This window comes from Mycobacterium sp. 050128, assembly GCF_036409155.1.
Taxonomy (GTDB): domain Bacteria; phylum Actinomycetota; class Actinomycetes; order Mycobacteriales; family Mycobacteriaceae; genus Mycobacterium.
In genome coordinates this window covers 311018-334268 of the sequence record NZ_JAZGLW010000004.1, presented here as the reverse complement: position 1 = coordinate 334268, position 23251 = coordinate 311018, and the positions used below count along the sequence as shown (strand labels likewise).

Below are 23251 nucleotides of genomic sequence, written 5' to 3'. Positions count from 1 at the left end.
GAATCCTGCATGGCCGCGGCCAAAGCCGCGGCCATCGCTGGGTTACGCCTCGCTCTTGAGTCGCCGCCACCGCGCGACCCGGCTCGGGGGTGATGAGTACAGGTCGAAGCCCCGGGTGATGACGGCATCGATGGGGCGCAGGAAGTCGCGCAGCGCTTTGTCGCCGTTGGCGATGATGCGGTCGATCCGTTCCCTCTCCTCGTCAGCCGATTCGGAGGCGGGCAGGGTAAGGGCTTGCATGAAGGCGCCCAGTTTGGTTTCCGCTTCCCGCACGCTGTCGAGTAGCCGGCGGTCGTTGCAGGTCAGTTTCGCGCTGGTGAAGACGCGAACCGTGCTGGCGTAGGCGGCCACGCTCGAAGGTCAGCGCAGCAGCGCGGCGATCTGCGGCAATGCTTCGCGGGCCGCGGCGCGCCCGGCCTCGCGGGCAGCGTCTATCTGGTGGAATTCCAGGAACCCGATGGCACGGATGTCAGGGCGGATAACGACCTGCACCTGTGCCAAGGCAGAATCCACCGCCATCTGACCACCGATCGCCATCGAGCGCATCAGGGTGTCGCCGATGCCTGGCACGTTTGGCGGACCGTCCGGTTGAGTCGGTGCGTCAGGCTCATACCCGACGTGCACCGCGATCAGTGGGCCGTCGGAGCCCAACAGCGCAGCGGCAGGGATGCTCTCCAGCACGGCGCCATCCACATGCAGCTGATCGTTGTAGACCTGGGGCGGGTAGAGACCCGGCACTCGCAGCGAACACCCAACGGCATCGGCGAGTAGGCCCCGGCGGTGCACGACGGCTCGTCGAGAAACCAAATCCACACTGACACAACGGAACTGCTTCGGCAGCTCCTCCACGAGCCGTTCTCCGTAGGCCTTCCGAAGCAGGGCCGCCGTGCGTCGACCACGAATCAACCCCTTGGTCGGCAACGTGTAGTCGCCGACCGGATTTCGTCGAACGAAGCACTCGTATACCTGCGCGTCCACGGCTGCCGCGTCCAGGCCGCCGGCTGCGGACGCCGCAATGATCGCCCCCATGCTGGTACCGGCGAACCGATCGACTGTGACCCCGGCCCGCTCCAGCTCCTCGAGAACCCCGATGTGGGCAAGACCGCGTGCGCCTCCGCCGCCGAGTACCAGCCCAACCGAGCGGCCCGCGATACGCGCAGCCAGCGGGCCCAAGTCGGCTGGCAGGCGCCGGTGGTCGACCGCGTGAACCGATCGGGGCGCAATCAGTTCCTCCCATAGCCGCCGTTGCGCCCGGGTGGCAGGCGGACCGGCCAACAGCAGGTCGGCGCCCATTGCTCGCGGTGGCAGCGGCGCCGGCGGCGGTGCCGGATCTCCCGCGACGAGCACAATCCGATCGGCGACGCGCAGGCAGAAGTCAAGCCAGCCTTCGTCGCTGATCGAAGCATGCAGCACCACCTTGTCCGCGGACTGCTCCGCGCGATCCAGGCCGTCCCGGTCGACCCGGCCCGGATCCACGACCCGCAGCCGCGTCGACAGCGCGGTAACCAGTGCACCGGCCACCGACTGCACGGGCGCGTCGGCTCCGACGCCGATCATCACGACAACCACCTCGGGTGACATGGGAGGAGGCACCGCCGGTGGCGGTGCCTGGTGCAACCGGATTGCCAAGGTCCGGACCAGCGCCGTCAGCGCTCCACGTTCGGCGATCCGGTCAAATTGGGCCTTGGTGAGCCGCACCAGCGTTGAGTCGCGCAAGGCCCGAATCGACGCTGAACGGGGCGCGTCGACGAGCAGCCCGAGCTCGCCGACCACCTCGCCGCGGCCGAGTTCTCTAAGCACGATGTCCTGCTGGAGCACCTGCAGGCGACCCCGGCGCACCACGTACAGCGAGTCCGATACGTCACCCGCGTGAAAAAGATACGAACCTGCCTGCAGTTCAAACTCCTCGGCGTGGTGCGCGAGTTCCGCGACGGTGTCCGTGTCCAGTCCAGCGAACAGGGGCAGGCGCCCGAGCAGATCAGCATCATTGGTTACTGCCGGCACCGGCTCGACCGGGGCGGCCACCGGCAGCGGACCCGAAGGCTCGAAACGCGGCTCGAGCGCGGATGCGGGCTCGATCACCTGGGCATGGTGGTTGCAGGTTCTGCCGAGGAATACCGCACCGATCGAGACCGCGAGAAAACAGCACGCGGCCATAACCCATCCCCGCCGTAGCGCCTCCGCGGAAGCGCCATGCTCGGTCTTCCCGATCAAGATCACCAGCACCGCGACGCCGGTCGCCGAACCGAACAGCCGGGCCGCGCCGTTGACTGCCGATGCAGTGGCATAGTTGGCGCCCTCCGGCAACCTGGCCACCGCGGCACTACCCAGCAGCGGCGATACCGCGCCGAGGCCGATCCCCTGCAGCACTTGGCCGGGCAACCAGACCTGGAGGAAGTCGGGTTCGGGCCCGACGCGAAGCAGGAACCACCCCACACCCGCGGCCCAGATGAGACCACCGACCATGACGATGATCCGATGCCCGTGCCGGTCGGCGACGCCGCCGAGCACCGCCGCGACCACGGCAGCAACCAGCGCGGCGGGCGCGACCGCCAGACCCGCTTTCAACTGCGAGTAACCCCATATGTAGTTGAGGTACAGCACCTGGGTCAGGAAGTAGCTATAGGAACCCGCGACGGCGACGGCTGACAGTAGGTTGGCCGCGACGAAGGACCGGATGCGTAGCAACGTCGGATCGATCAGCGGCACGGGGTGAGACCGCGACCCCACCACAAACCCAACCAGAGCGAGCACGCCGGCCCCCAACGAGCCGGTAACTCCCGCGCTCGCCCAGCCCCACTGCCCGCCCTTGACCAACCCGAGAGCCAACAGCCCGAGCGCCATTGCCAGCAGCGTCGCCCCGCGCAAATCGGGTAGCCGCCGACGCCCCGCAGCACGGCTTTCGACGAGCACCCGCGAGGCAACCATCATCATCGCGATGCCCAGCGGAACATTCACCAAAAACACCCACCGCCAGCCTCCCCACGCCACGAGCAGGCCGCCGATCGGCGGGCCCAAACCTGCCGCGATTGCTGCCGCCGCACCCCACAGGGTCACCGCCTGAGCGCGGCGGGCAGTGCCGAAGCCCTCGATGACCAGTGCCAGCGACGCGGGTACCAGCATCGCCGCCCCGAAGCCCTGGAGCACGCGGAAGCCAACCAACGCCTCGACGCTGTCGGCGGCAGCGCATAAGCCGGACGCGAGCGTGAACAGCGCCACTCCGAACACGAATGTCCGCCTGCGCCCGAGCACATCGGCCAGGCTGCCGGCCACCACCAGGAAGCACGCAAAGACGAGGCTGTAGCCGTTGAATATCCACGACAGGCTGCCGATGTCCGCGGACGGGAAGGATCGTCGGATGTCGGGGAACGCCACGGCAACGACGGTCGTGTCGAGGAAAGTCAGGAAGGCGCCGGAAGAAGCGACCAGCAGAACCGCTGTCGGCGACGGCTGGCGGCGTTCGGTCAGCGCGACCAACTCCTGGGCGGCCCAGCGCGGCTGGCCGACGCGCAGGCGGCGACGGGGTGTGCTCGTGGCGATCGAGGGCGTCGGCCCATCGCTCATCGTTCAACCTTCCTGCGGTTAGCGCGATTTGTCCTCGACTCGAAGGCCTTCGCTATCGCGCGTCGTTCCCACCTTGCCTTGAGTGGATGGGGGTTGACCTGGCGGCAGTCTACGGTTAGACGGCCTCCGTATCGATCCGATTCGCCGGGTCGCTTTGACCGAAGTTGCGCGCGCCCAATGCATTAGGAGGTGAGGGGCCAGCGATCATGACCTGATGAGAATCTCGTCGACGCCGATTCTCGTTGAGGCAGTGCATTGTTCACCTGCACGACACTGTCAATTACCGGAGATGCCGGAGACCGGCAAGGTAAAGTCCCGGCCGTGCAAACGAGATTGCGCTTTGCGGGGTGGTTTCTGCCGTTGTCGATGCCCCTGGGAGTCGGCCCCATGAACAGCAATGCGCGGGTTGAGGCAGGGATGCTGCACGTGAAGATGGGGTGGGCCTTTAAAGCCGACATCCCGTTGACGTCGATCACGAGTGTGAAGGCGATCACGAGGGCCGAGGCGAAGACCGAGCGGATTTACGCGCTCGGAGTGCACGTTTGGGGCGACCGCTGGCTGGTCAACGCGTCGTTGGACGGGTTGGTGGTCCTGACGATCGAGCCACCGGCACAGGCGAAGGCGTGGGGAAAGACGCGCTCCCTCAGCGAGTTGTGGGTCAGTGTGACAGACCCCGATGCGCTCATCGCCGCGTGCAAGGCGAACTAGCCGGACCGCTGAGCATCTCGTTCGTGGCTTTCGTTGCAGCGCAACATAATCCCGTAGGCTAGGGCGCATCCTTCGGCAACAACAGCGAACGGACCAAGGGCCGGGACCCGACGGATCGAAGTAACTGGCTGGCCGGGCGGGGCCGCACTTTTTGCGGCCACCAAAACCATCGCCCGAGCAGCACCGCGGCGCTCGGCGTCATGAAGGAGCGCACGATCAGCGTGTCGAACAGCAGACCCAGCCCGATCGTGGTTCCCATCTGTCCGATGACCCGAAGATCGCTGGCGATGAAGGCGGCCATGGTAGCGGCGAACACCAGGCCGGCGAACGTCACGACCGAGCCCGTACCACCCATTGACCGGATAATTCCGGTTTTCAGGCCGGCGCCGATTTCCTCTTTGAACCGGGAGACCAGCAGCAGGTTGTAGTCCGATCCCACCGCCAAGAGAAGGATCACCGACATCGCAAGCACCATCCAGTGCAATTCGATGCCGAGCAGGTCCTGCCAGACAAGGACGGAGAGCCCGAAAGAGGCGCCGAGCGAAAGCAACACGGTGCCCACGATGACGATCGCGGCCACCACGCTTCGGGTGATGATCAGCATGACGATGAAAATCAGACCGGCCGCGGCCATCCCGGCGATCAGGAGATCGTATTTGGCGACTTCTTGTAGGTCCTTGTTCGCCGAGCCGGTGCCGCCCAGGTAGATCTGGGCGCCTTCCAAGGGGGTTCCCTTGATGGCCTCCTTGGCGGCTCGCTTGATGGGATCGACGTGGGAGATGCCTTCGGGGCTGTCCGGATTTCCCTCATGGGAGATGATGAACCGCGCGGCCTTGCCGTCCGGTGACAGGAACATTTTCTCGCCCCGCTGGAAGTCGGCGTTGTCGAAAACCTCGGGCGGTATGTAGAACGAGTCATCGTTTTTCGCGGCGTCAAAGGCCTTTCCCAGAGCGGTCGAATTCTTGCTCATGGTGTCCATCTCGTCGTAGAACGAGGACATTGTGCTGTGCATGCTCAGCGTCATGTTCTTCATGACCTTCATCGACGCGATCTCCGGTGGGACCTGCGCCTGCAGCTGCGGCATCAGCGAATCGAGGACATCGAAGTCTGTCGTCAGAGCTGCCAGCTTCTCGCTGAGCTTGTCGATGCTGTCCAGTGCGTCGAATATCGACCTCAGCGACCAGCACACGGGGATGTCGAAGCAGTGTTTTTCCCAGTAGAAATAACTTCTGATCGGCCGCCAGACATCTTGGAAATCTTCGATCCGATTTCTCAATTCATCCGTCACCGCCGAAACGTCATGCGTGACGCCGTCCATGTGGTGAGTATTTCTGACCAGTTCGCCCATGACGTTATACATGCGCTCCAATGCATCGATCGCTTGCTGCATCGCGTCCGCTTGCGTCAGCATGTCGGCCATGCGGTCCTTCAGATACTTCATGTTCTCGATCTGGCCCGTGTTTTGCATGCTGATCAAGAACGGTATGGAGCTATGCGCGATGGGAGTGCCCAAGGGCCGGGTAATCGCTTTCACCTGCGCGATGCCGGGGATGTGAAAGACGCCTTTGGCCACCCTATCCAAGATGAGCATGTCTGCCGAATTCCGCATATCGTGATCCGACTCGAGCAGCAGCAGCTCGGGATTTATCCGCGCCGACGGAAAATGGCGGTCCGCTGCCGCGTACGCGATATTAGACGGCGTATCGTCAGGCAAGTAGAAGCGAAGGGCGTAATTTGGCTGGTATCCAGGCAGGGCCAGCAGTCCGATCAGAGCCACCGCCACCGACACCACGAAAATCGGTGCGGGCCAACGAACAATCGCGGTTCCCGCCCGTCGCCATCCCCGAGTGTTCATGTCTCGTTTGGGGTCACAAAGGCGCAGGAAACTGCCCATGGTCAAGATGGCGGGCGCCATCGAGAGGGCGCCGAGGACGGCGACAAGCACGGCAATTGCGCACGGAAAACCCAGGGTTTGAAAATAGGGGAAATGAGTGAAACTGAGACAGAACATTGCGCCGGCGATGGTCAGACCCGAACCCAAGACAACATGGGCTGTGCCGTGATACATCCGGTAGATCGCCGTTTCTCTATCGGTACCGGCCTGACGCTCCTCTTGGTAACGGCCAAGAAAGAATATCGCATAATCAGTGCCCGCGGCGATGATTATCAACACGACCAGGTTAACCGCGAACGTCGAAAGCCTGATGACGTCATAGTGGGCCAGAAAGGCGACCATTCCCCGGGCGGCACCCAGCTCAATAAACACCATAGCCAGGACGACGATCACGGTAACAATAGAGCGATAGAAATAGAGCAACATCAAAAAAAGCACCGCGACACTGATCAGGGTGACTTTCGCGATACTTTTGTCGCCGACCTCGGACTGATCGGCCGTGACCGCCGCGGGGCCCGCGACATAGGCCTTGACCCCGGGCGGTGCCGGCGTGGTGCTCACGATGTGCCGCACGGCCTCGACGGACTCGTTCGCCAGGCTCTCACCCTGGTTACCGGCAAGAAACACCTGGACGTAGGCGGCTTTGCCGTCTGAGCTTTGCGAGCCGGCGGCCGTCAGGGGATCCCCCCAGAAGTCCTGGACGTGCTCGACATGCTTCTTGTCCTGCGAAAGCTTGCGGACCAGCTCGTCGTAGAAACGGTGGGCCGCATCACCAAGCGGCTTGTCGCCTTCGAGCACGATCATGACCGCGTTATCGGAATCAAATTCGTGGAACACCTGGCCGACGCGCTTCATCGCCTGCAGCGACGCCGCCCGCTGGGGGCTCACCCCTACCGTGTGTCCTTTTGCCACCGCTTCGAGTTGCGGCACGGCGATATTCACAATGGCGGTGAGCCCCAGCCAGAACAGGACGATCGGCACCGCAAACCGGTGGATCGTCCGCGACAGCAAAGGTGGGCCCGACGGTGGTTCGGGTCGGTCGCTCATGCCGACTTCACCAGGCAGTACGTCTGAGCTTTCACTCCGTGAATGGCCCTTTCGTCTTTGACGACCCCATTCACGATGATGCGACAGCCGATAAAGTCTTCGTCGCTCTGAGCCACCACGTTGACACTGACTGAGGGCGCCGTCGTGGTTACCGAAAGCGACCATGGAATCGTGGTGTTAAGAATCTGCTGCGGCTGAGCATCTACATCTAAGTAGTTGACGGTTGTGATGGCACCGGTAACGCCGAAGACTTCGTAGGTCACCTGCTTGGGGTTAAACGGCTTGGTGTCATCAGACATGGCACTGACCGCCGGCGGGCGGGGGTCAACGCCGAAGATGCCGCGGACCCGATAGACGGCCAACCCCACGACAGCCACCACGGCCACGATGACCAGTGGGATCCACATTCGTGTTACCGCGCTCGTAACCGAAATGCCTCTCACCCAACGCCTTCCGTTATCCCCTCGATTACTCTTGGCTGGGCTTCCCTTGAAAACACGGGCTCCCTTTACGCTGTCTCCGGTCGTATCGCCGTGATCTTCTCGTAGTCGACGGTTTGCAGCAACCTGGCTGAAACTGCGTCGACGTCGGGCGCCTGTTGCCTCACGTCAAGGTGAACCGCCCCGGCGTGTGCGGTCACTTTGTTTTTGAGCTCCCGACCGGACCGTGGGGCCGGTGTTCACCGTAGTGGGCCGCCTCCGGTTCCGCTGGTGAAAGTCTCGGCACTTTTCGTAATGCCGGTGGCGGTTTGGATCAATGATGCGTCGGCCAGGGGCGTGTTCTTCAGCGCCGTAATTTGGCGGCGGTCTCGGGCGGATGCTCCAGCTGCTACGTGGTGGTGCCATTTGCCCGAATTGGTTCTAATGGCTACCCGATGAGCGCTGTGGACTTGTCGCCGGGGGCCGGGGTGGGTGGGCATGGCCAGCAAAGCCCTTGCGGAGCACCGGCATAGCCCATGGATAACCCATCCGGCGACCAGATCGAGTAAAAATTCACCCTGACCGGCATGAACAGCTTGTGGTCCCGGCTGGGATCGAACCAGCGACCTTCCGCGTGTGAAGCGGACGCTCTTCCACTGAGCCACGGGACCGGCGCCGAGAGGCGAACGACGTCGAAGACTAGCACGAACGGCCGGCTACCAGCACATGACTTATCCGCCCTCAGGGGTCGCCCTATAGCGTAGAGCGACAACGGCCTAGAGATTTGTGCACGCCCGCTCAGGTGGACTATCGTCGTCCTTCGCACCGGGCGACGATCTCGCCCGTTGCGCGCGGATGTAGCGCAGTTGGTAGCGCATCACCTTGCCAAGGTGAGGGTCGCGGGTTCGAATCCCGTCATCCGCTCGAAGGTGCAAGAGGCATCAATCCCAGCGGTGGAGTGGCCGAGTGGTGAGGCAACGGCCTGCAAAGCCGTGCACACGGGTTCGATTCCCGTCTCCACCTCCGAAATTTTCCTCCCAGCGCGATTAGCTCAGCGGGAGAGCGCTTCCCTGACACGGAAGAGGTCACTGGTTCAATCCCAGTATCGCGCACCACAGTTTGCGCAGTTAAAATGCCATACATAGCCTTGCTATTAAAGTGATGCAATAGCTGTCATCTCAAAGCCCTGTCAGACTCTTGGGCCCCAAGGGTCGACCTTGATGTACTTCGTCCGTGAGGATTGACGTGGGTGCTGCTCTGGTCCTGGCCGCCGTCGCGGTCGCGTGCTCATCGCCCGCACCTCCCGTTGCCGCCGACCCTGAGGCGCTGCCGTTTCCGGTAGGTCAGTTGGGGACGGCGATCCACGCGAAGGCCGCGAGCGGCGCGACCGCCGATGTCACCCTCAACAGCGCGACTTGGTTACCGGCCGGCTGTGCTGGCGGCTGGGAGTGCAACGTGATCGAGCTGACCATCGCCGGCACCTCGCCGAGGCCGTTCACGTACGACGACGCATATATCGTGTCCGGATATGGCGGCGGTGACCAGCCATTCACCCATCCGAACGACGACCACTGGCTTGGTGCCGACTACAACGTCAACTACACGAAGATCGGCAAGCTGCCGCCGTTGCGCAAAGGCACGGTGACAGCCGGCCAGACCGCCCACGGGTTCATCGGCTACGGCTGCAATCTGTGCGGCAACCACGACCTCTACATCAAGATGATCGATCCCGATACCGAACATCCACTGACTGCGGGCCCCTTCGGCGTCGTCGAAGCCGGCTGGAAGACCCACACGTGACAGCCCCACCTGGCGGATGCGCCTTTCCGCACTCAACTTGCCGAGATGCAACTGGTTGATATCCGTCTAGCGACTGCAGGAGTTGCCATCTCGGTAATCGGCCTCACACTCTGCTACTGGGCATAAACCGGAATCGCCTATCGAGACGATGCGCTTAGTCGCTGGAAGGCAACTGGGTCGTCCAGCAGATCTCCAGCTCCTTCTCCAGCAGCTTCTTTGCCTGCTCTCCAGAAGCCAGGTTTGCGCGGCTCCTCGGCGCATACGCGACGTAATCTGTCCCAGGTATCAACGTCGTCTTCAACGTTGTCCTTTGATGGGTGCTTCGCTGGTAATCCACTCCGAGCTTGAATGGAACAGCTCCATTCATCGCAAGCCCGATCGACAGTCTTCCGTGAGTTTCTTGCCCGAAGTCCATAGTCCAGTTTCTGGTGTCCACTTTTGGCAGGCGACCCAATCCCCATGGATAGTGAACAAGTTTGACTACTTCGCTATAGGACCGCTCGCAGTCATCATCGGCCTGGGGCACTCTGCGTGTATCCATTTTATTCGGGTCAGCTTCGAACAGCTTCGCCCGGAAACCATATGACACCTCGGTACCGTTGACCAATGTCTTGCCCGGTAGGAGTTGATACTTGGCGGGGATCACCGTCTCGACACAAGCCTCACGCGCGATGTATTCGTCCGTCACACTGACGTCTATCTTGAAACCGGCGCCGGCACCAATTCCAAGTACCTCGACAGTCATGTCGGCGCCCTGGCGATCTCCCCGTTCCGTGGTGTAGCTTGCCACGCAGCCCTCCGGCCTGGGGCGATGCAGGCGCCAGATAGGCACCATAACTGGAACGGGAGCGGGAGGGTCGGGGTCGGGCACGAACTCCACCCGCGCCTTTCCTAAACCCAGGAAACCTCCGCTCCTCCAAATCAATTCGGGTCCAATAATGGTGTCTCCGTAGTTCACACCACCCAAGGACGCGGTCGCCAGGTTTATCCCCACTTCGTCGAGGCCACGGCGTCCGAAGACAATGCGCGTTTCTTCATTAGTTACCCGCGTGATCCCGGTTACCTGCCACTGATCTGCAGGCTGCACCAGCGACGAAGTCAGCTCGTAGCCCCCAGTAAATGTCGCTTGCCACTCATCCGCGCCTGCTCCTAGCTCCTCAATGAGTTGGTCGGTCAGCACCTCGACATCGGCATTTACTTCAACTTGGCTCGGCTCGCGCGCCAAGTCCCCGCCATGCAGTGGAATAAGCACCGAGAGCGACTCGTCCTGACCCGGCACTACTTCGAGATTTTCGATTACGACTGGACCACCGTCCTTGGTCACCGCTCGCACGGTACTCGCGTCCTCGCTTCGTCGCTAGATCCGCAACAACCCTGGCCGCGGGCCGGGAGGTGGCGATGCCGGGGTAATCGCCCCTAGCCGAGCGACCCCGCGCCCGCGACACCGGATAGGGGATAACGCGACACCGGTTTGGGAATAATAGGGGTCTCGGTAAGGGGGTTGCATCGCTGTGTCCCTTAAGCGCGTCGACGAGTTAGAGCCCGGCGACCGGATACGGATGAAGATCGGGCGTGCCACCGTCGTCGCGGTCGAGGCCCTCCCCGACGATCGCACCTTGATCACTTTCGCTTACGGGACGAAAGGCGCTGCCGACAACGATCTGACGGTCGATGTCCTCGACGAGGACGAGTGGGGCTAGTGAAAAGCGGCCGCCCCTGAATCAGTGGCACCGCCCGCCGATCACGGTCGACCAGAATAGCGTTGCGCCGCAGTATAATTCACCCGGTGAGGATCGTCGGGAAGGGAGTGCGATCCGCAGGCAGGTCGGCGGGAAAGCATGGCGAAATCCCTTGCAGTGTCGGCGCATAACCGGGCTGATACCTAGCAACGATCTGCAGGATGTAGCCGTCGGGGGCATAGCCGAATCGGTTGGGCTTGTAGAAGCCGTCCCGCTCGTATACCTGCCAGCCCCAGCTCTTCCAGATATCACCGGCCTTGGCGACAATCATGTTCGTGTCCACGCCGGCCGGCAACATGAGATCGCCATTGGTCGCGAATTCCATTGGTGGCGTCTTTGTTTCGACATCCTTGCACGGGTGCACGGTACCGCCGCCGCTGTAGCGGCTGGCGTCCAGCGTGGTGCCGGGCGGCAACGCCTCCAGGGTCTTCTTGAGGTAGCCGATCACCGTATCCTGAGCCTGCTGTTGGGTTTTCGGGATCACCGGTTCCAGCTTCCATCCGGGCGGCGGTGGTGGTGTTGCTTCCATGGAAGATCCTCCAAGAGCAGTAGCGCCGGTTGGTGTGGGCGGCCCCAGCGGACGGTCGTGGCCGCAGGCGACGACGAGCGCGATCATCACCAGAGCACCGAAAACACGCGCACGGCTCACCGCTTAGCCTCCCCCGCCGTTCGGAATGGCCTGGGGCGGTGGCACACCGGCGATCACGGCGCCCAGATTGAGCAGCGCCGGGTTTCCCTCGCTCCAGTAGCTGCTGTGCGCCGCCACGCTCGGCGTCAGCCCGAGCGGGTCACTGCTCGGTCCGGCAGCCGCGAACAGCCGCGTCGCCCCGAAGTCGTTGGCCGCCGGATCGTGGCCCAGGGTCATGTCGGTCACCAACTCGATGATGTCATTGCGGGCCCGCATCGCATAGACATTCGCACCCGGTTCCAGGTTCAGGTCGCCGGCATGCTGGACGAGCATCCCGGGGCTGCCCACCGCGATGACGTTGTTGGCGTCGAGATGATGGCCTCCGGATGCGGCCGCGCCGACCAACGTTGAGCCGTAACTGTGCCCGATCACCGTGTCGATCGAGGGCGCTCCCACGTGGGACGCGCGCTGCCCGCTCTCGAACGCATCCAACGCGCCCCCGCCCGCGCGGGCCCGATCGGGCCACGCCGCCTCGAAGAGATCCATCGGACGGTCGTAGCCCATCCAGGTCGTCACCGCGACATCGCCCGGCCTCAAGTTCGGGTCGGCCGCCATCGCGGAGTTGTACATGGCCAAAGACTTCAGGTCGCTGCCTTCGAAGGTCGCGAGGTCTTGGCCGGTGCCGGGCACCAAGATCGCATTGCGCCTGGCGTAGTCGGGGTTTCCGATCGCGACCGCTCCGCGGCCCTGGTTATCGATCAGGCCCAGGTAGCGCCGCACACCGTCGTCGCGGTTCAACACGGTCTGCATGGACTGGTAGCCGTCGAGGCTGTGCCGGGCCGCCAGCAGTTGGGGCGCCAGCGCATTGAATTCGCCGGTTGTCGCTTCGTTGTGATCGCCCATGTAGATCTGGGCCGCCAGTGCGTCGACCCGGTGCTGCAGACGGTCGATGTCGGCTTGCGTCTGCTGCGCAAGCTCGGGCAGATGCAGTCGGTTGTAGTAATCCTTGCCGCGGTGATCGGGCGGGTCCCAGGGCATCCCGGGGTGATTCCCGATGTTGTGGTCCTGGCTGTAGAGCCAGTCCTTCTCCTGCGGCGTGAGCTTGTTCCACAGGTCGGCGAACTGCTTGGCATCCTGCGGCAGCGGCTGCTCCAACGCCCGTTGCACGTCGGGCCGGTTGTCATGCGGCCCGGACGGAATGGGCGCGTCGCCGTCGGCCATATTGATCGCCGTCGCCAACTCCTGGTCGACGGCGTTGGCCTCAGCCACGATCGCGTTCAAGCGGTTTTGCAGCTCGACGCGTTGCGTCTGCATCTTCGCCCATTCGGCTGCGGTGTAACGCAATTGGGGAATCGCCAACACCTGACTGGCCGCGGTGTCGAGTTGCAGCCGAGCGGAAGCGACGTCGGCGCGCAACGTCGCGAGCTCGGCCTTGACCTTGTCGATTCCGCCGGCGGCTTTCTCGGCGGCCTGCGCGACGGCGAGCGCTTCGTTGCCATGCGCGTCGAGGTCTTGCCGCACTGCTGCGTTCTGGTGTGCGGCGGCGTCGCGGGATGCGCCCTCCCAGGTGGCGAACACCGAGAGCGTCGCCAATTCACGGGAGGTGCCGAAGGCGCTCAGCGAGCGCGCGGAGGCCGCGTGGAACACCTCGCGCACCGCTTCGGCGTTCCAGCGGTCAACGTCTGCGACCGATAAGGCCATACCCCACTGTTCTCAGCCGCGGCCACCGAGCGCGGCGGCCCTGGTAGCGACCCCGGCAAGTGCACGCGCTCGCTGCGCCTCGGCCGCCGCATGCAGGACCGCGGCGTCTTGCAGCGCGAATCCGTGATCGCCGACCTTGCCCACTAACGCCTGCGCCACCGGCAGCCATCGCGCCGCACGGGCGCTGAGTGCCACCGCCGACCTGCCGGCCCATCCGTACTGAGCCGCCTCGATCCGGTTGTCGGACGTGAGGAGCCCTGCCGCCAGCTCCTCGGCCTGATCGCTCACCTGCCTTCCCGAAACCGTCAGCTGCTCCACATCGATCTTGATGTCAGGCACCGTCGGATCTCCTTCCCGGCAAGCGATCACGCCAGCACTACCTGCCCCCACCGCCAAGCCAGGAGCTCTGCAGCGGTGGCCGCGAGGCTACGCATCTGCGGAGCGTAAGCACGCGGGGCGCCCGGCGCACTTCACCCTTGTGCAGGCGGCGGCGCCTCGGAGACGGCGCGGGTCGGCGCCGGCGGGGACCAACATGCCGAAAGTTGCAACAAACCGGGCGAAGAGAGCCCCCGGGTATGAACTTGGCGGCGATTACAAACTAAAGGCTTTGCTCCTGGCCCGTTGAACACGTGAACAAGAGGAAGGCGGTATGGATTTCTAGGGAAAGGTAAACTCCCGGATTTGTTATAGGGCAATGAGAATTCCGCAGTACGGCTAACAAGGAAATAACAGACTTCAGGATTTATCAATAATTTATTGGTCGCCTCAAATGTCACACCCGCCCCAGGTCACCATTCACTGCGAGCCGAGGCGGACGGCAATTCCGCGGGCGAGCGCGGGTGGGCAAGAGTCGAATGGGTGCGGCCGTCCAAGCCGGCGCCGACCCCCCGGCGGCAGCGGACGAAGATCTGCAAAAGGTACTCCGAACTGCAGATTTCTACTCGAACAGGGTGGCCATGCGGCTCTCGCCGTCCTTGGGAGAATCGCACGAGGTGCACTGCATTCCGGCGCCGTTGCCGAAGCACTGGCTGGTGCAGTCGGCACTACCGATGCCGATCGTCAACAGGAACGCCCCGACTGACGCTACAAAGAGCGCTGCGACCGTCTCCATTTTTTACCTCCCACCCAACCCTGAATTAATTGTGAGCCGTATACCACCAACTCAAGGCGTCTAATCAATAAAAATGGACCTAATTATCACCAACGTCAAGTTCAAATTAAAAATAAATCAAGATCAGTTGCTCGCGACTCTCGAGCGGATCAGAATTTTCAATGATCAGCCCATTCCGGCAAGACGACCCGCCGTGTTGTGCGGTACGTGCCCGGTGATGCGGACGTCTGGCCTGCGCTATCCGGGGAACCGTGGGTCCGGCGCGGCGCCATGAAAGTCGGCGGGTGCGGCAGCAACAGACGCCCGCCTGTCGACCAACGCGCGGCGCGGCCGCACGCGTGGTGTCGGGCACTGAGGGGATGCAAGAGCCGTCGTCACCGAGTCGCCGGGGACCCGTTACGGGTCACCGCAATAGCATTGGGACACAGGCTGATTCGGCCGCCGCGCGCAGGCTTGGGCTACAAAGAGTTAAGGGATGTCGGCCGAAAAATTAAGTGAAGCGGCCACCGAGGATCCTCCCGGTGGCCGCCTCGTCGGCCATTAAATGATGCTAGCTTTCGCCCGCGATTCGCGTGCCGTTTTCGCGAGTTCTTCCAGAGATCCGAAATCGCGTAGCGACCGCCCGCAACGGCGCAGGTCACAGCCCTCGCCAACCGCCGTCGGTCGACGACCTCGAGTCGAGCGGCATCGCGGCGCGTGATGCCGTGTGGCTGCCCGTCTTTCAGCGGGCCAGTGGCTTGTAGAAGACCACGCCGTTGCCCTTGTTGTCGTAGACCACGGCACGGCGCTCGTGGGCATCGTCGTACGGGCCCTTCACGATGCCGCCACCGCTTGCCTCCACAGCCTTGGCCGCCGCGTCGACATCGGCGGTCTTGATCCCGACGACGACCTGCCCGGGTATGGGATGGTCAACGTCCGTCGCCAGGGCGAGAGTGATCGGGCCGCCGTCGAGAGCGGCGAAGTGCGCACCGTCGCGGAATTTCACCGCCATGCCCAGGGTCTCGCTGTAGAACCGGATCGACTCGTCCAAGTCGTCGGTCGACAAGATGATCATCTTCACTTCGTGCTCGCTCACGGGCTGCCTCCTCTACATTGGATCGCTTCCACCCTAGGCAGCGATCGCGCGCGGGTCAGCGGCGGAAGACCACCCATCGCATCGCGCTATACATGTACACCGCTTCGCACATGCCCGCGACGATTCGCGACAGCTGGTACTGCAGCCCCATAGCCGACAGCAGCGTGGTCACCCCGAGGATGAAAGCCAGGTAGTTGACGACGACCACGACGACGTAAACCGCAACCTGGGAGCCGACCGCGCCGTGGGACTGAAAGTTGAAGGTGCGGTTGAGCACGTAGCTCAGCGCGAAGGCGCAAGCGTAGGAGACTGTGACGGCAATCGGTACCGGAAGGTCGAGGCCGTCGCGCAGTGTGGTGAGCAGTACGAGATCGACGCTGAAGGTGAAGCCGTTGATCACGCAGAAACCGAGGAACGTCGGGGCGATGATCGAATTGAGCCCGAACGGAAGCCGGCTGACGACCGCCTCGCAGGACTTGTGGAATCGGTCCACCGCGCGCGATTGGCTGACCCGCGATTCGGCTGTCACGCGGTCACCGTGCCATGAGCGGGTTTCCGCCATGTGAGCACTTGGCCAACTCTTCGTTCGCCGGGTGCATCACTTCGCGGGCAGCTTGACGACCCGGTCGCCCGTGTAGTCCGTGACAAAGAGGTTGACGGCCTTGTCCACCGCGATACCGCTGGGGTGGTTAAGCCCGACGAAGGGCAGCACGCTCTGCCGCTGCGTCCCGGCTTCCATTTTCAGCACCCGGTTGTCGGTGTAGTCGGTGACGAAGATGTCGCCCCCGCTGTCCACCGCGACACCGCTGGGGTCGCCCGGGGTGAACAGGCCGCTGAACGGCACCACGCTCTGGCGGTTTGAGTCCGCCTCCAGCTTCACCACCCGGCTGTTGCCCGAGTCGGCGATGTAGACATTGCGCGCCTTGTCGAGGCCCACACCCTCGGGTGCGTTCAGGCCGGTCAACGGCAGCTCGATCGGGCTGCCCGAGCCGGCCGGTAGCTCCAGCACGCGATTGGCGTCGGTGTCGGCGAGATAGAGAGCGCCTGCTTCGTCCGTCGCCACACCCTGGGGCCGGTGCAGGCCGGTGAACGGCAGCACCATCTGGGTGCTCGAGCCGGCCGGCAGCTTGAGCACCCGATTGTTGTTGGTGTCAGCGACATACAGGTTTCCGGCGCTATCCCCCGCCACACCCTCGGGCGAGTTGAGGCCGGTGAAGGGAAGTTCGATCGGGACGTTGGAGCCCGGCGCCAGTTTGAGCACCCGATTGTTGATGTCGTCGGCGACGTAGATGTTGCCGGCGGGGTCAACCTCCACATCCGCGGGGTGGCCAAGCCCGTTGAACGGCAACGTGACCTGTGCACCGTACGAGGGATCGTGATGTTGATTGGGCTGCTTGGCGTGATCGATCTCGAGCTGCCCGACGATGAAGACGAAGGCGAGCACGACGACGGCCCCTATCGCCAGCGCGGCTGGAATCACGATGACCGGTCGGCGCCACCACGGGCGCCGCGGCGGGGTGTCGGCGTCGTCGGACCACGGTTGCTGGAACGCTTCCAGATCGGACGGTTCGTCGGCGGGTGCTGCATCGACCGCGAGATACGAGGTGACCGGCGGCGGAGGGTCGGCGAGATACGAGGTGACCGGCGGCGGAGGGTCGGCGAGATACGAGGTGACCGGCGGCGGAGGGTCGGCGAGATACGAGGTAACCGGCGGCGCCGGGTCCGCGACGTACCCGTTCGCGGCGGGGTAAGGCTCCGGCTGCGGTGGGGGCGCGGGTTGTCCGTGGCCATCGGGTACCGCGTGTCTGGCCCTGACTGGAGCCCGGGTGGTAGCGGCGATGACGTCGTCAGCGGCGTCGGCCAGCGCGAGCGTGGTGGCATACCGGTTGGCGGGGTCTTTCGCCATGCCGGTGGCGATGACGTCGTCGAGGCGCGCGGGCACGCCGGGCCGGGTGACAGACGGTCGCGGCGGCGGGGTGCTCAGGTGTGCGGCGAAAAGCCACGTATCGCCGGCGAAGGGTGGCTGTCCCGTCAGGCATTCATAGAGCACGCACGCCAGCGAGTAGATGTCGGCGCGGGCGTCGGCCTCGCGAGCCCCGGATCGCTCGGGCGCCATGTAATGCCAACTGACGACCTCGTTGTCGGAATTCGTCAATCGCGTCTCGTACCAGGGCGCCAACCGGGCGATCCCGAGATCGACGAGGTAAGCGAAGTCGTCGCGATCAATCAGGATGTTGGAGGGCTTGACATCGCCATGGACCAGGCCGATCTCGTGCACGGCGTGCAGCGCGTCGGCCACCTGCCCGATGATGCGCACCGCACGAGCCGGTTCGATCGGCCCGTCCGCCAACACCTCTTGCAGGTTGCGCCCGTCGATGAGCTCCATGTCGATGTAGAGCTGCGCGCCGATTTCGCCGTAGTCGTGGATGGGCACGATGTGTGGGTTGTTCAGTCGTGCCGCCGCGGCCGCTTCCCGGCGGAACTGCTCCGCGATCGCGGGATCGGCAGCCAGCTGTGGCGGGAGCAGCTTTATCGCGGCAGTGCGATTGGCGGTCTCGGTGTCATGCGCACGCCACACCTCCCCCAGATCGCCGCGGCCCAACAACTCAACGAGCCGATAGCGGCCGAACTCCCTTCCCTCCACGGGCTCACCATACCCAGCCCGGCCCTCGTTTGAGGGTGAAGTTCTGCTCGCCCGTCTAGGGCGGCTCCGGTATCCGCTTCCCTCGCAGGGTTATTGGGACGGGTGCCGCCGGGCGGACGCACAACACAGACGCCATGGCCACGCCGGCGCGCACAGCAAACTTTCGCGCAAATAACATCACCGTCACCAAAAGCGCCGGACGGCGACGCCAAATGCCAAGAACGATCACGAAACCGGGAGTGACCGGTCTAGGACTTGGGCGGTTTCTGGGCGTCGGCATCCATGTCCGGGCAGAACGCCTCGACCGCGGCGAAGGCGATCACCTTGGTCTGCTGCTGGCTGTACCCCAAGTTCTGAATACGCTGCAGGGCCTGCTCCGGTGTGAGGATGTTGTTGCGCAGCTCGTTGCACAGGGTCGTGCCCACATGGACGATCGTCTCGCGGCTGGAGTAATGAATGTTGTTCTGGTCCAGGTAGTTGATGTAGTCGGGCGTATTCTCCGGGTCGGCGTTGGCGACCGCCGGCACTGAACACAGCAGTGCGGACAGGGCGATGAAAGACGCCGCGAGTGCTGTTTTCATGGACCCGAGCATAGAATCACCCCCGAACTTCCAGGTAAACGATAGGCAAACGGCGATACTCACGGCAAGGCGTAGCAAAACATGGCACGACTGAGCGACCTCGCCGCACCCGCGGCCCGTGCGGCCGTCAAGAACATCGCGGCCGGGGTGCTCTGCGCCGCCGGCGTACCGGCGTTAACCCGCCGGCGCCACCGGGATGCGCTGGCGATCGTGATGTTCCACGGCGTGGAAGAACAATCGTTGTCGCCCGCGTGCTGGCATGTCCTGGACTTGGCTATGTATCGCCGTCAACTCGAGTACATCCGCGAACACTTCACCGTCCTTGCACTCGAGGAGGCCCTGGACCGGCTTGCCGGGGGGACGTTGCCGCCGCGCGCGCTGGCGATCACGTTCGACGACGGCACCCGCAACCTCGCCACGCACGCGGTCCCGGTGCTGCGCGAGCTGGGCCTGCCCGCCGCGGTGTTTCTCGCGACCGGCCCGATGGACAGCGGCGAAACCCTTTGGCCCGACCGGCTTTGGCTCGCGATCGCACACACCACCGCGACCGAGATCGATCTGGCCGCCCTGGGGCTGGGCGCTTGTTCGCTCGAGGGGACAGCCAACCGCGGCGCGGTCTACGCGAGGGCGGTGCAGCGGTGCAAAGACCTGGCTGACGCGCAACGGATTGCGCTGCTGGACAACGTTTTCGGTGCACTGGGCTATCGCGACAGCGGCGACGGGGGACCGTTTCGGATGCTGTCCTGGGACGAAGCGCGGGAGATGGCCCGCGACGGTCTGGTGACGCTATATCCGCATTCGGTCACCCATCCGATCCTGGCCCGCTGCAGCGACGACAAGGTCGAGCGTGAGATCGCGGATTCCTGCGTGGCTCTCGAACGTGAAACCGGCCGAACACCAACGGTTTTCGCCTACCCGAATGGCCGGGCGCAGGATTTCGACGCCCGCGCCCGCGACGCACTGCGTAGCCGAGGGGTGCGCTGGGCGTTGTCGACCACGCCGGGATTCGCCGACCGCCGTTGCGACCCAATGGGGTTGCCGCGGCTGGCGGTGGGCAGCAATTCGTCGTTCGACTACTTCCGGCTCATGGTCTCCGGTGGGCTGCCGCGCCGCTAGCGGCGACCGGCGGTCACCCCGGCGGCCGCAAGCCACACGTCGTGCAGGCCTTCTCGCCAGCGGGCGACGTCGAATTCGCACGCCCGCGTGTAGGCCGCCGCGGCGAGTCGGTTGCGCAGCTCGACATCGACGATCAGCGACTGCAGCGTGTCGGACAGTTGAGCAGCGTCGCCCGGTCGGACCAGCAGTCCGTTCACTTTGTCGGTGACCACCTCCGGTATCGCGCCCACCGCGGTGGTCACCGGCACCACGCCGTTGGCCATCGCTTCCAGCACCGCCATCGGAAGGCCCTCGCTGTAGCTGGGCAATACGAAGATCGACGACTCGGCCAACAGCTCGTCGCGGCGCTCGGGCCCGACCCAGCCGACGACGTCGATGGTGTCGTCGAGTGCGTTGCTGTGGACAAACTCCCGCACCTCGTCCACTTCCCCATCGCCGGCGAGTGTAAGCCGCAACCCGCTGCGAATCTTGTTGGGCAACATGTTGATCGCCCGAACCAGGTCGTAACTCCCCTTATTGGTGCCCAGCCTGCCCAGCGACACCATCCGCAACGGCTGGCCGGTACGCGGCGACGGAACGGTGGCAGGGATGACCACCGGGTTGTAGAGGACCCGGATCTTGGCTTCGTCGAAACCGAGGCTCGAACGGAGCCCCTCGAAGTGGGTATGACCGAGCACCACCGAATAGTCGGCGCGCAACGCCGCGCGCACCGCGAGGCGCCGCGGCCAGGACAGCTCGTCCAGCCACGCGAAGAAGTGGGAGCTGTGGCAATGAACGATGGTCGGGATGCCGCGACGCCGTGCGACGAACAACGGCACCGACTTGCGGACGACGCTGCCGCGCAACGAATAGTGGACGTGCAGCACGTCGACGGAGCCGAACAACAGCAGGGCCGACGCCTTGAGCATCCCCGTAATGCCGGTCCACAGCTGCGCGGGGAGCGAGTCGTCGATATAGGTGGTCACCAGGCGCACGTGGAATCGCGAATCGGTGTCCTCCAGCAGCAGGCGCATCAGCGTCGCCATACCCCCGCGGCTGTTGGGCCCCGCCGGGGCATTCCCGATCAGTAGCACGCGGATCGGACGACGGGCTGCTTCCGTCACCGGCGTGCCTCGATTCCCAGCATCGTGCACCAGAGTTCTCACCGCTCAGGCTAGCTTCACCACAGGACGCTGCGGAACAGCAGAGCATCCGCTACGAGTCCGACACCGACGACCAGAAATAATATGCGCACCGAGATCGGACCGTAGCGAGTCAGGCCGCGCACGATGCCCCGCTGGATGCGGACGGCCCGCTTGGTCTTGCGGGTGGCGAGAAACAGGATCACCAGGGACGGCGTCAGTGCCAGCGTCCAGTAGGCGTAAACCAGCAGTGGCCAGGCCGACGGTCGCGGATGCAGCGCAGCGAGCATGGCCAGCCCGGTGATGTAGGGAATTGAGGTCGGCGCCTGCCCGGTGCCGACCGCGGCGCCGAGGATTCCGAGCAGCCAGGGGCGCTGCCGCATGGCCGCCAGCGCCCAACCGGGCGCCGAGGTTTGCGCGGTCAACGGAAAGTAGGCCAGGCACATCAGCACCACGCCCAGCACTAACTGGCCCCAAAAGTGAAGCGCCGGAGTGATTTTGAAGTCGACCGAGTGCTTCAAGATTCCCAGCCCGAGTACGGTGCAGACGCCGAACGTCGTGGTGATCGCGAACAACCCTGCGATAAAGCTCAGTCCGCCCGGGATCGGTGAGCGGCGATCGAGTCGGCTGGCGTAGACGACGGCTGAGACGACGCCCACGTTGAGGACATTCAGCGAGTCGAGGAAGGCCAGACCGGCAAGCGCCAGCAAAAGAGCTTCCATGATCGCACCGAAGTTACTGCAACCGCCTGGACGTGACGACACAAAGGGGTGTTCAGCGCAGAAAAATATGAAAATGCTAAGAATGCGTGGGTGCATCGGCCGCTGCCTGCCCGGCTTGCGCTCGAGTGCCACGACCGCCAAGGTCGAACAGTCGACGTGTAGGTATTTCCGCGAGTGAGGTCGCCCTGTGAAATTTGCGCTCGCCGGCTACGGCAGCCGCGGCGACATCGAACCCTTCGCGGCCGTCGGCAGGGAGCTGTTGCGTCGGGGTCACGACGTGTCGATGGCGGTCACGCCCAACATGATCGGCTTCGTGGAATCGGCCGGGCTCGCCGCGGGCGCGTTCGGACCGGATCCGCCACAACACAAGGACTTCTCGCACACGACGCTGCAGAATCCGGTCCTCATGATGGCCGCGGTCACGGATCAGATCCGCGCGGCCTGGGCGCAGTGGGGCGCGTCGCTGCTGGAGCTCGCGAACGGCGCCGACCTGGTGCTGACGGGCAAGAGCGAGCAGGGACTGGCCGCTAACGTCGCGCACTACCACGGCATTCCGCGGGCCGCGCTGCACTTCTTCCCGGACGGCGCGGCGGGGACCAATGACATGCTGGCCGGCCTGGCCGCCGAGGCCGAAGACGCCCAGCGCGCCGAACTGGGCCTGGCGCAGGCACCCGGATCGAACGCGCTGGAGATCCAGGCCTATGACAGGCTCTGTTTCCCCGGGCTGGCCGCGCACTGGGCCCAACAGGGTCTGCGTCGTCCATTCGTCGGCTCCCTGACTTTGGAGTTGCCGGCGGATGCCGACGGCGAGGCGTTGGCGTGGATCGAGGCCGGGACGCCGCCGATCTACTTCGGCTTCGGCAGCGGCGTGCGGGTCGCCTCGGCCGACACGGTCTCGGTGATCACCGAGGCCTGCGCACAGCTGGGCGAGCGGGCACTGATTTGCTCCGGCCCCAATGACTTCACCGTCGCTGCGCACTTCGACCACGTCAAAGTCGTCGGCGAGGTGAACCATGCGACCGTATTCCCGGCGTGCCGCGCGGTCGTGCACCACGGCGGCGCCGGCACCACGGCAGCGGGCATGCGGGCCGGAATCCCGGCGTTGATCCTCGGACTCGGGGTCGACGATCAACAGGTCTGGGCCGAGACCGTGCAACGGCTGAAAGTCGGCTCCGGCGGCGAATTTCGGACGACCACGCTGGATTCGCTGGTCGCGGCACTGCGCTGCATCCTGGCTCCGGAGTACACCACCCGCGCCCGTGCGATTGCGGCCCTGATGGCCACGCCGGCCGAAAGCGTCGGCTGCGCGGCCGATCTCCTGGAAGAGGCCGCCCGCGCGGGGCCCTAGCAACAATACAGTCACGGCTGTATTATTCTGCGA

20 protein-coding genes and 4 tRNA genes are annotated in these 23251 nt (G+C 64.3%); 8 read left to right on the top strand and 16 right to left on the bottom strand.

Going from position 1 to position 23251, the window contains the following annotated elements; genetic code table 11:
- Positions 1-42: 42 nt before the first annotated feature.
- Positions 43-351, bottom strand: a complete 309-nt coding sequence (locus tag SKC41_RS25020; protein ID WP_330980376.1) for a hypothetical protein — start codon at positions 349-351, stop codon at positions 43-45.
- 9 nt (positions 352-360) lie between these two features.
- Positions 361-3564 (bottom strand): MFS transporter, encoded by a 3204-nt coding sequence (locus SKC41_RS25015; RefSeq protein WP_330980375.1) that lies wholly within the window; start codon positions 3562-3564, stop codon positions 361-363.
- A 366-nt stretch (positions 3565-3930) separates the two neighbouring features.
- On the opposite strand from SKC41_RS25015, the gene SKC41_RS25010 reads away from it, so the two are divergent.
- On the top strand, positions 3931-4272 hold the full coding sequence (locus SKC41_RS25010) for a hypothetical protein (RefSeq protein WP_330980605.1): 342 nt from the start codon (positions 3931-3933) through the stop codon (positions 4270-4272).
- Between the two features lie 58 nt (positions 4273-4330).
- Here SKC41_RS25010 and SKC41_RS25005 read toward each other — a convergent pair whose 3' ends face one another.
- From SKC41_RS25005 to SKC41_RS24995, 3 genes are all read right to left on the bottom strand, one after another.
- Positions 4331-7213, bottom strand: coding sequence for an MMPL/RND family transporter (locus SKC41_RS25005; RefSeq protein WP_239722758.1), 2883 nt, complete (start codon positions 7211-7213; stop codon positions 4331-4333).
- The gene (locus SKC41_RS25000; protein WP_330980374.1) at positions 7210-7620 is read right to left on the bottom strand and encodes an MmpS family transport accessory protein; all 411 of its coding nucleotides are present in this window, start codon (positions 7618-7620) and stop codon (positions 7210-7212) included. Before SKC41_RS25000 ends, SKC41_RS25005 begins: the two co-directional genes overlap by 4 nt.
- Before the next feature lie 611 nt (positions 7621-8231).
- Positions 8232-8303, bottom strand: a tRNA-Val gene (locus SKC41_RS24995).
- 180 nt (positions 8304-8483) lie between these two features.
- Between SKC41_RS24995 and SKC41_RS24990 the strand changes: the two genes are divergently transcribed.
- From SKC41_RS24990 to SKC41_RS24975, 4 genes are all read left to right on the top strand, one after another.
- A tRNA-Gly gene (locus SKC41_RS24990) sits at positions 8484-8556 on the top strand.
- Between the two features lie 28 nt (positions 8557-8584).
- Positions 8585-8655: transfer RNA gene (locus SKC41_RS24985), tRNA-Cys, on the top strand.
- 17 nt (positions 8656-8672) lie between these two features.
- Positions 8673-8747 (top strand) — tRNA-Val (locus SKC41_RS24980).
- A gap of 130 nt (positions 8748-8877) precedes the next feature.
- The gene (locus SKC41_RS24975) at positions 8878-9432 is read left to right on the top strand and encodes a hypothetical protein (RefSeq protein WP_330980373.1); all 555 of its coding nucleotides are present in this window, start codon (positions 8878-8880) and stop codon (positions 9430-9432) included.
- 154 nt (positions 9433-9586) lie between these two features.
- On the opposite strand, the gene SKC41_RS24970 is transcribed toward SKC41_RS24975, so the two are convergent.
- Positions 9587-10756, bottom strand: coding sequence for a hypothetical protein (locus tag SKC41_RS24970; RefSeq protein ID WP_330980372.1), 1170 nt, complete (start codon positions 10754-10756; stop codon positions 9587-9589).
- A 187-nt stretch (positions 10757-10943) separates the two neighbouring features.
- On the opposite strand from SKC41_RS24970, the gene SKC41_RS24965 reads away from it, so the two are divergent.
- Complete coding sequence (locus SKC41_RS24965) at positions 10944-11132, top strand: hypothetical protein (protein ID WP_330980371.1); 189 nt, start codon at positions 10944-10946, stop codon at positions 11130-11132.
- Between the two features lie 79 nt (positions 11133-11211).
- Here SKC41_RS24965 and SKC41_RS24960 read toward each other — a convergent pair whose 3' ends face one another.
- The 8 genes from SKC41_RS24960 to SKC41_RS24925 all read right to left on the bottom strand — a co-directional run bounded on the left by SKC41_RS24960 (position 11212) and on the right by SKC41_RS24925 (position 18911).
- Positions 11212-11787 carry a hypothetical protein gene (locus SKC41_RS24960; RefSeq protein WP_330980604.1) on the bottom strand — a complete coding sequence of 192 codons (576 nt, stop codon included), beginning with the start codon at positions 11785-11787 and terminating at the stop codon, positions 11212-11214.
- A 36-nt stretch (positions 11788-11823) separates the two neighbouring features.
- Complete coding sequence (locus tag SKC41_RS24955) at positions 11824-13500, bottom strand: alpha/beta hydrolase (protein ID WP_330980370.1); 1677 nt, start codon at positions 13498-13500, stop codon at positions 11824-11826.
- Positions 13501-13512: 12 nt separating this feature from the next.
- Positions 13513-13839 carry a WXG100 family type VII secretion target gene (locus tag SKC41_RS24950; protein ID WP_442931784.1) on the bottom strand — a complete coding sequence of 109 codons (327 nt, stop codon included), beginning with the start codon at positions 13837-13839 and terminating at the stop codon, positions 13513-13515.
- Between the two features lie 598 nt (positions 13840-14437).
- Positions 14438-14611: a hypothetical protein gene (locus tag SKC41_RS24945; protein ID WP_165796344.1), complete on the bottom strand. Its 174-nt coding sequence runs from the start codon at positions 14609-14611 to the stop codon at positions 14438-14440.
- A gap of 721 nt (positions 14612-15332) precedes the next feature.
- Complete coding sequence (locus SKC41_RS24940; RefSeq protein WP_330980369.1) at positions 15333-15686, bottom strand: VOC family protein; 354 nt, start codon at positions 15684-15686, stop codon at positions 15333-15335.
- Between the two features lie 55 nt (positions 15687-15741).
- Complete coding sequence (locus tag SKC41_RS24935) at positions 15742-16215, bottom strand: GtrA family protein (protein WP_330980368.1); 474 nt, start codon at positions 16213-16215, stop codon at positions 15742-15744.
- Positions 16216-16284: 69 nt separating this feature from the next.
- Positions 16285-18330 carry a protein kinase domain-containing protein gene (locus tag SKC41_RS24930; RefSeq protein WP_330980367.1) on the bottom strand — a complete coding sequence of 682 codons (2046 nt, stop codon included), beginning with the start codon at positions 18328-18330 and terminating at the stop codon, positions 16285-16287.
- Between the two features lie 248 nt (positions 18331-18578).
- Positions 18579-18911: a DUF732 domain-containing protein gene (locus SKC41_RS24925; RefSeq protein WP_330980366.1), complete on the bottom strand. Its 333-nt coding sequence runs from the start codon at positions 18909-18911 to the stop codon at positions 18579-18581.
- An 81-nt stretch (positions 18912-18992) separates the two neighbouring features.
- Here SKC41_RS24925 and SKC41_RS24920 point away from each other — a divergent pair, with 81 nt between their 5' ends.
- Positions 18993-20027: a polysaccharide deacetylase family protein gene (locus SKC41_RS24920; protein WP_330980365.1), complete on the top strand. Its 1035-nt coding sequence runs from the start codon at positions 18993-18995 to the stop codon at positions 20025-20027.
- On the opposite strand, the gene SKC41_RS24915 is transcribed toward SKC41_RS24920, so the two are convergent.
- Together SKC41_RS24915 and SKC41_RS24910 are read right to left on the bottom strand one after the other, a co-directional pair.
- Positions 20024-21130: a glycosyltransferase family 4 protein gene (locus SKC41_RS24915; protein ID WP_330980364.1), complete on the bottom strand. Its 1107-nt coding sequence runs from the start codon at positions 21128-21130 to the stop codon at positions 20024-20026. The two genes, SKC41_RS24920 and SKC41_RS24915, sit on opposite strands and share 4 nt — an antisense overlap.
- A gap of 56 nt (positions 21131-21186) precedes the next feature.
- Positions 21187-21870: a GAP family protein gene (locus SKC41_RS24910; RefSeq protein WP_330980363.1), complete on the bottom strand. Its 684-nt coding sequence runs from the start codon at positions 21868-21870 to the stop codon at positions 21187-21189.
- 187 nt (positions 21871-22057) lie between these two features.
- Here SKC41_RS24910 and SKC41_RS24905 point away from each other — a divergent pair, with 187 nt between their 5' ends.
- Positions 22058-23218 carry a glycosyltransferase gene (locus SKC41_RS24905; RefSeq protein ID WP_330980362.1) on the top strand — a complete coding sequence of 387 codons (1161 nt, stop codon included), beginning with the start codon at positions 22058-22060 and terminating at the stop codon, positions 23216-23218.
- Positions 23219-23251: the final 33 nt, after the last annotated feature.

What these genes read in the sequence shown, in the direction of transcription:
- SKC41_RS25015 (WP_330980375.1), bottom strand. Translation starts at nt 3,564, where the DNA reads ATGAGCGATGGGCCGACGCCCTCGATCGCCACGAGCACACCCCGTCGC.
- SKC41_RS25010 (WP_330980605.1), top strand. Translation starts at nt 3,931, where the DNA reads ATGCCCCTGGGAGTCGGCCCCATGAACAGCAATGCGCGGGTTGAGGCA.
- SKC41_RS25005 (WP_239722758.1), bottom strand. Translation starts at nt 7,213, where the DNA reads ATGAGCGACCGACCCGAACCACCGTCGGGCCCACCTTTGCTGTCGCGG.
- SKC41_RS25000 (WP_330980374.1), bottom strand. Translation starts at nt 7,620, where the DNA reads ATGTGGATCCCACTGGTCATCGTGGCCGTGGTGGCTGTCGTGGGGTTG.
- SKC41_RS24960 (WP_330980604.1), bottom strand. Translation starts at nt 11,787, where the DNA reads ATGATCGCGCTCGTCGTCGCCTGCGGCCACGACCGTCCGCTGGGGCCG.
- SKC41_RS24955 (WP_330980370.1), bottom strand. Translation starts at nt 13,500, where the DNA reads ATGGCCTTATCGGTCGCAGACGTTGACCGCTGGAACGCCGAAGCGGTG.
- SKC41_RS24945 (WP_165796344.1), bottom strand. Translation starts at nt 14,611, where the DNA reads ATGGAGACGGTCGCAGCGCTCTTTGTAGCGTCAGTCGGGGCGTTCCTG.
- SKC41_RS24925 (WP_330980366.1), bottom strand. Translation starts at nt 18,911, where the DNA reads ATGAAAACAGCACTCGCGGCGTCTTTCATCGCCCTGTCCGCACTGCTG.
- SKC41_RS24920 (WP_330980365.1), top strand. Translation starts at nt 18,993, where the DNA reads ATGGCACGACTGAGCGACCTCGCCGCACCCGCGGCCCGTGCGGCCGTC.
- SKC41_RS24910 (WP_330980363.1), bottom strand. Translation starts at nt 21,870, where the DNA reads ATGGAAGCTCTTTTGCTGGCGCTTGCCGGTCTGGCCTTCCTCGACTCG.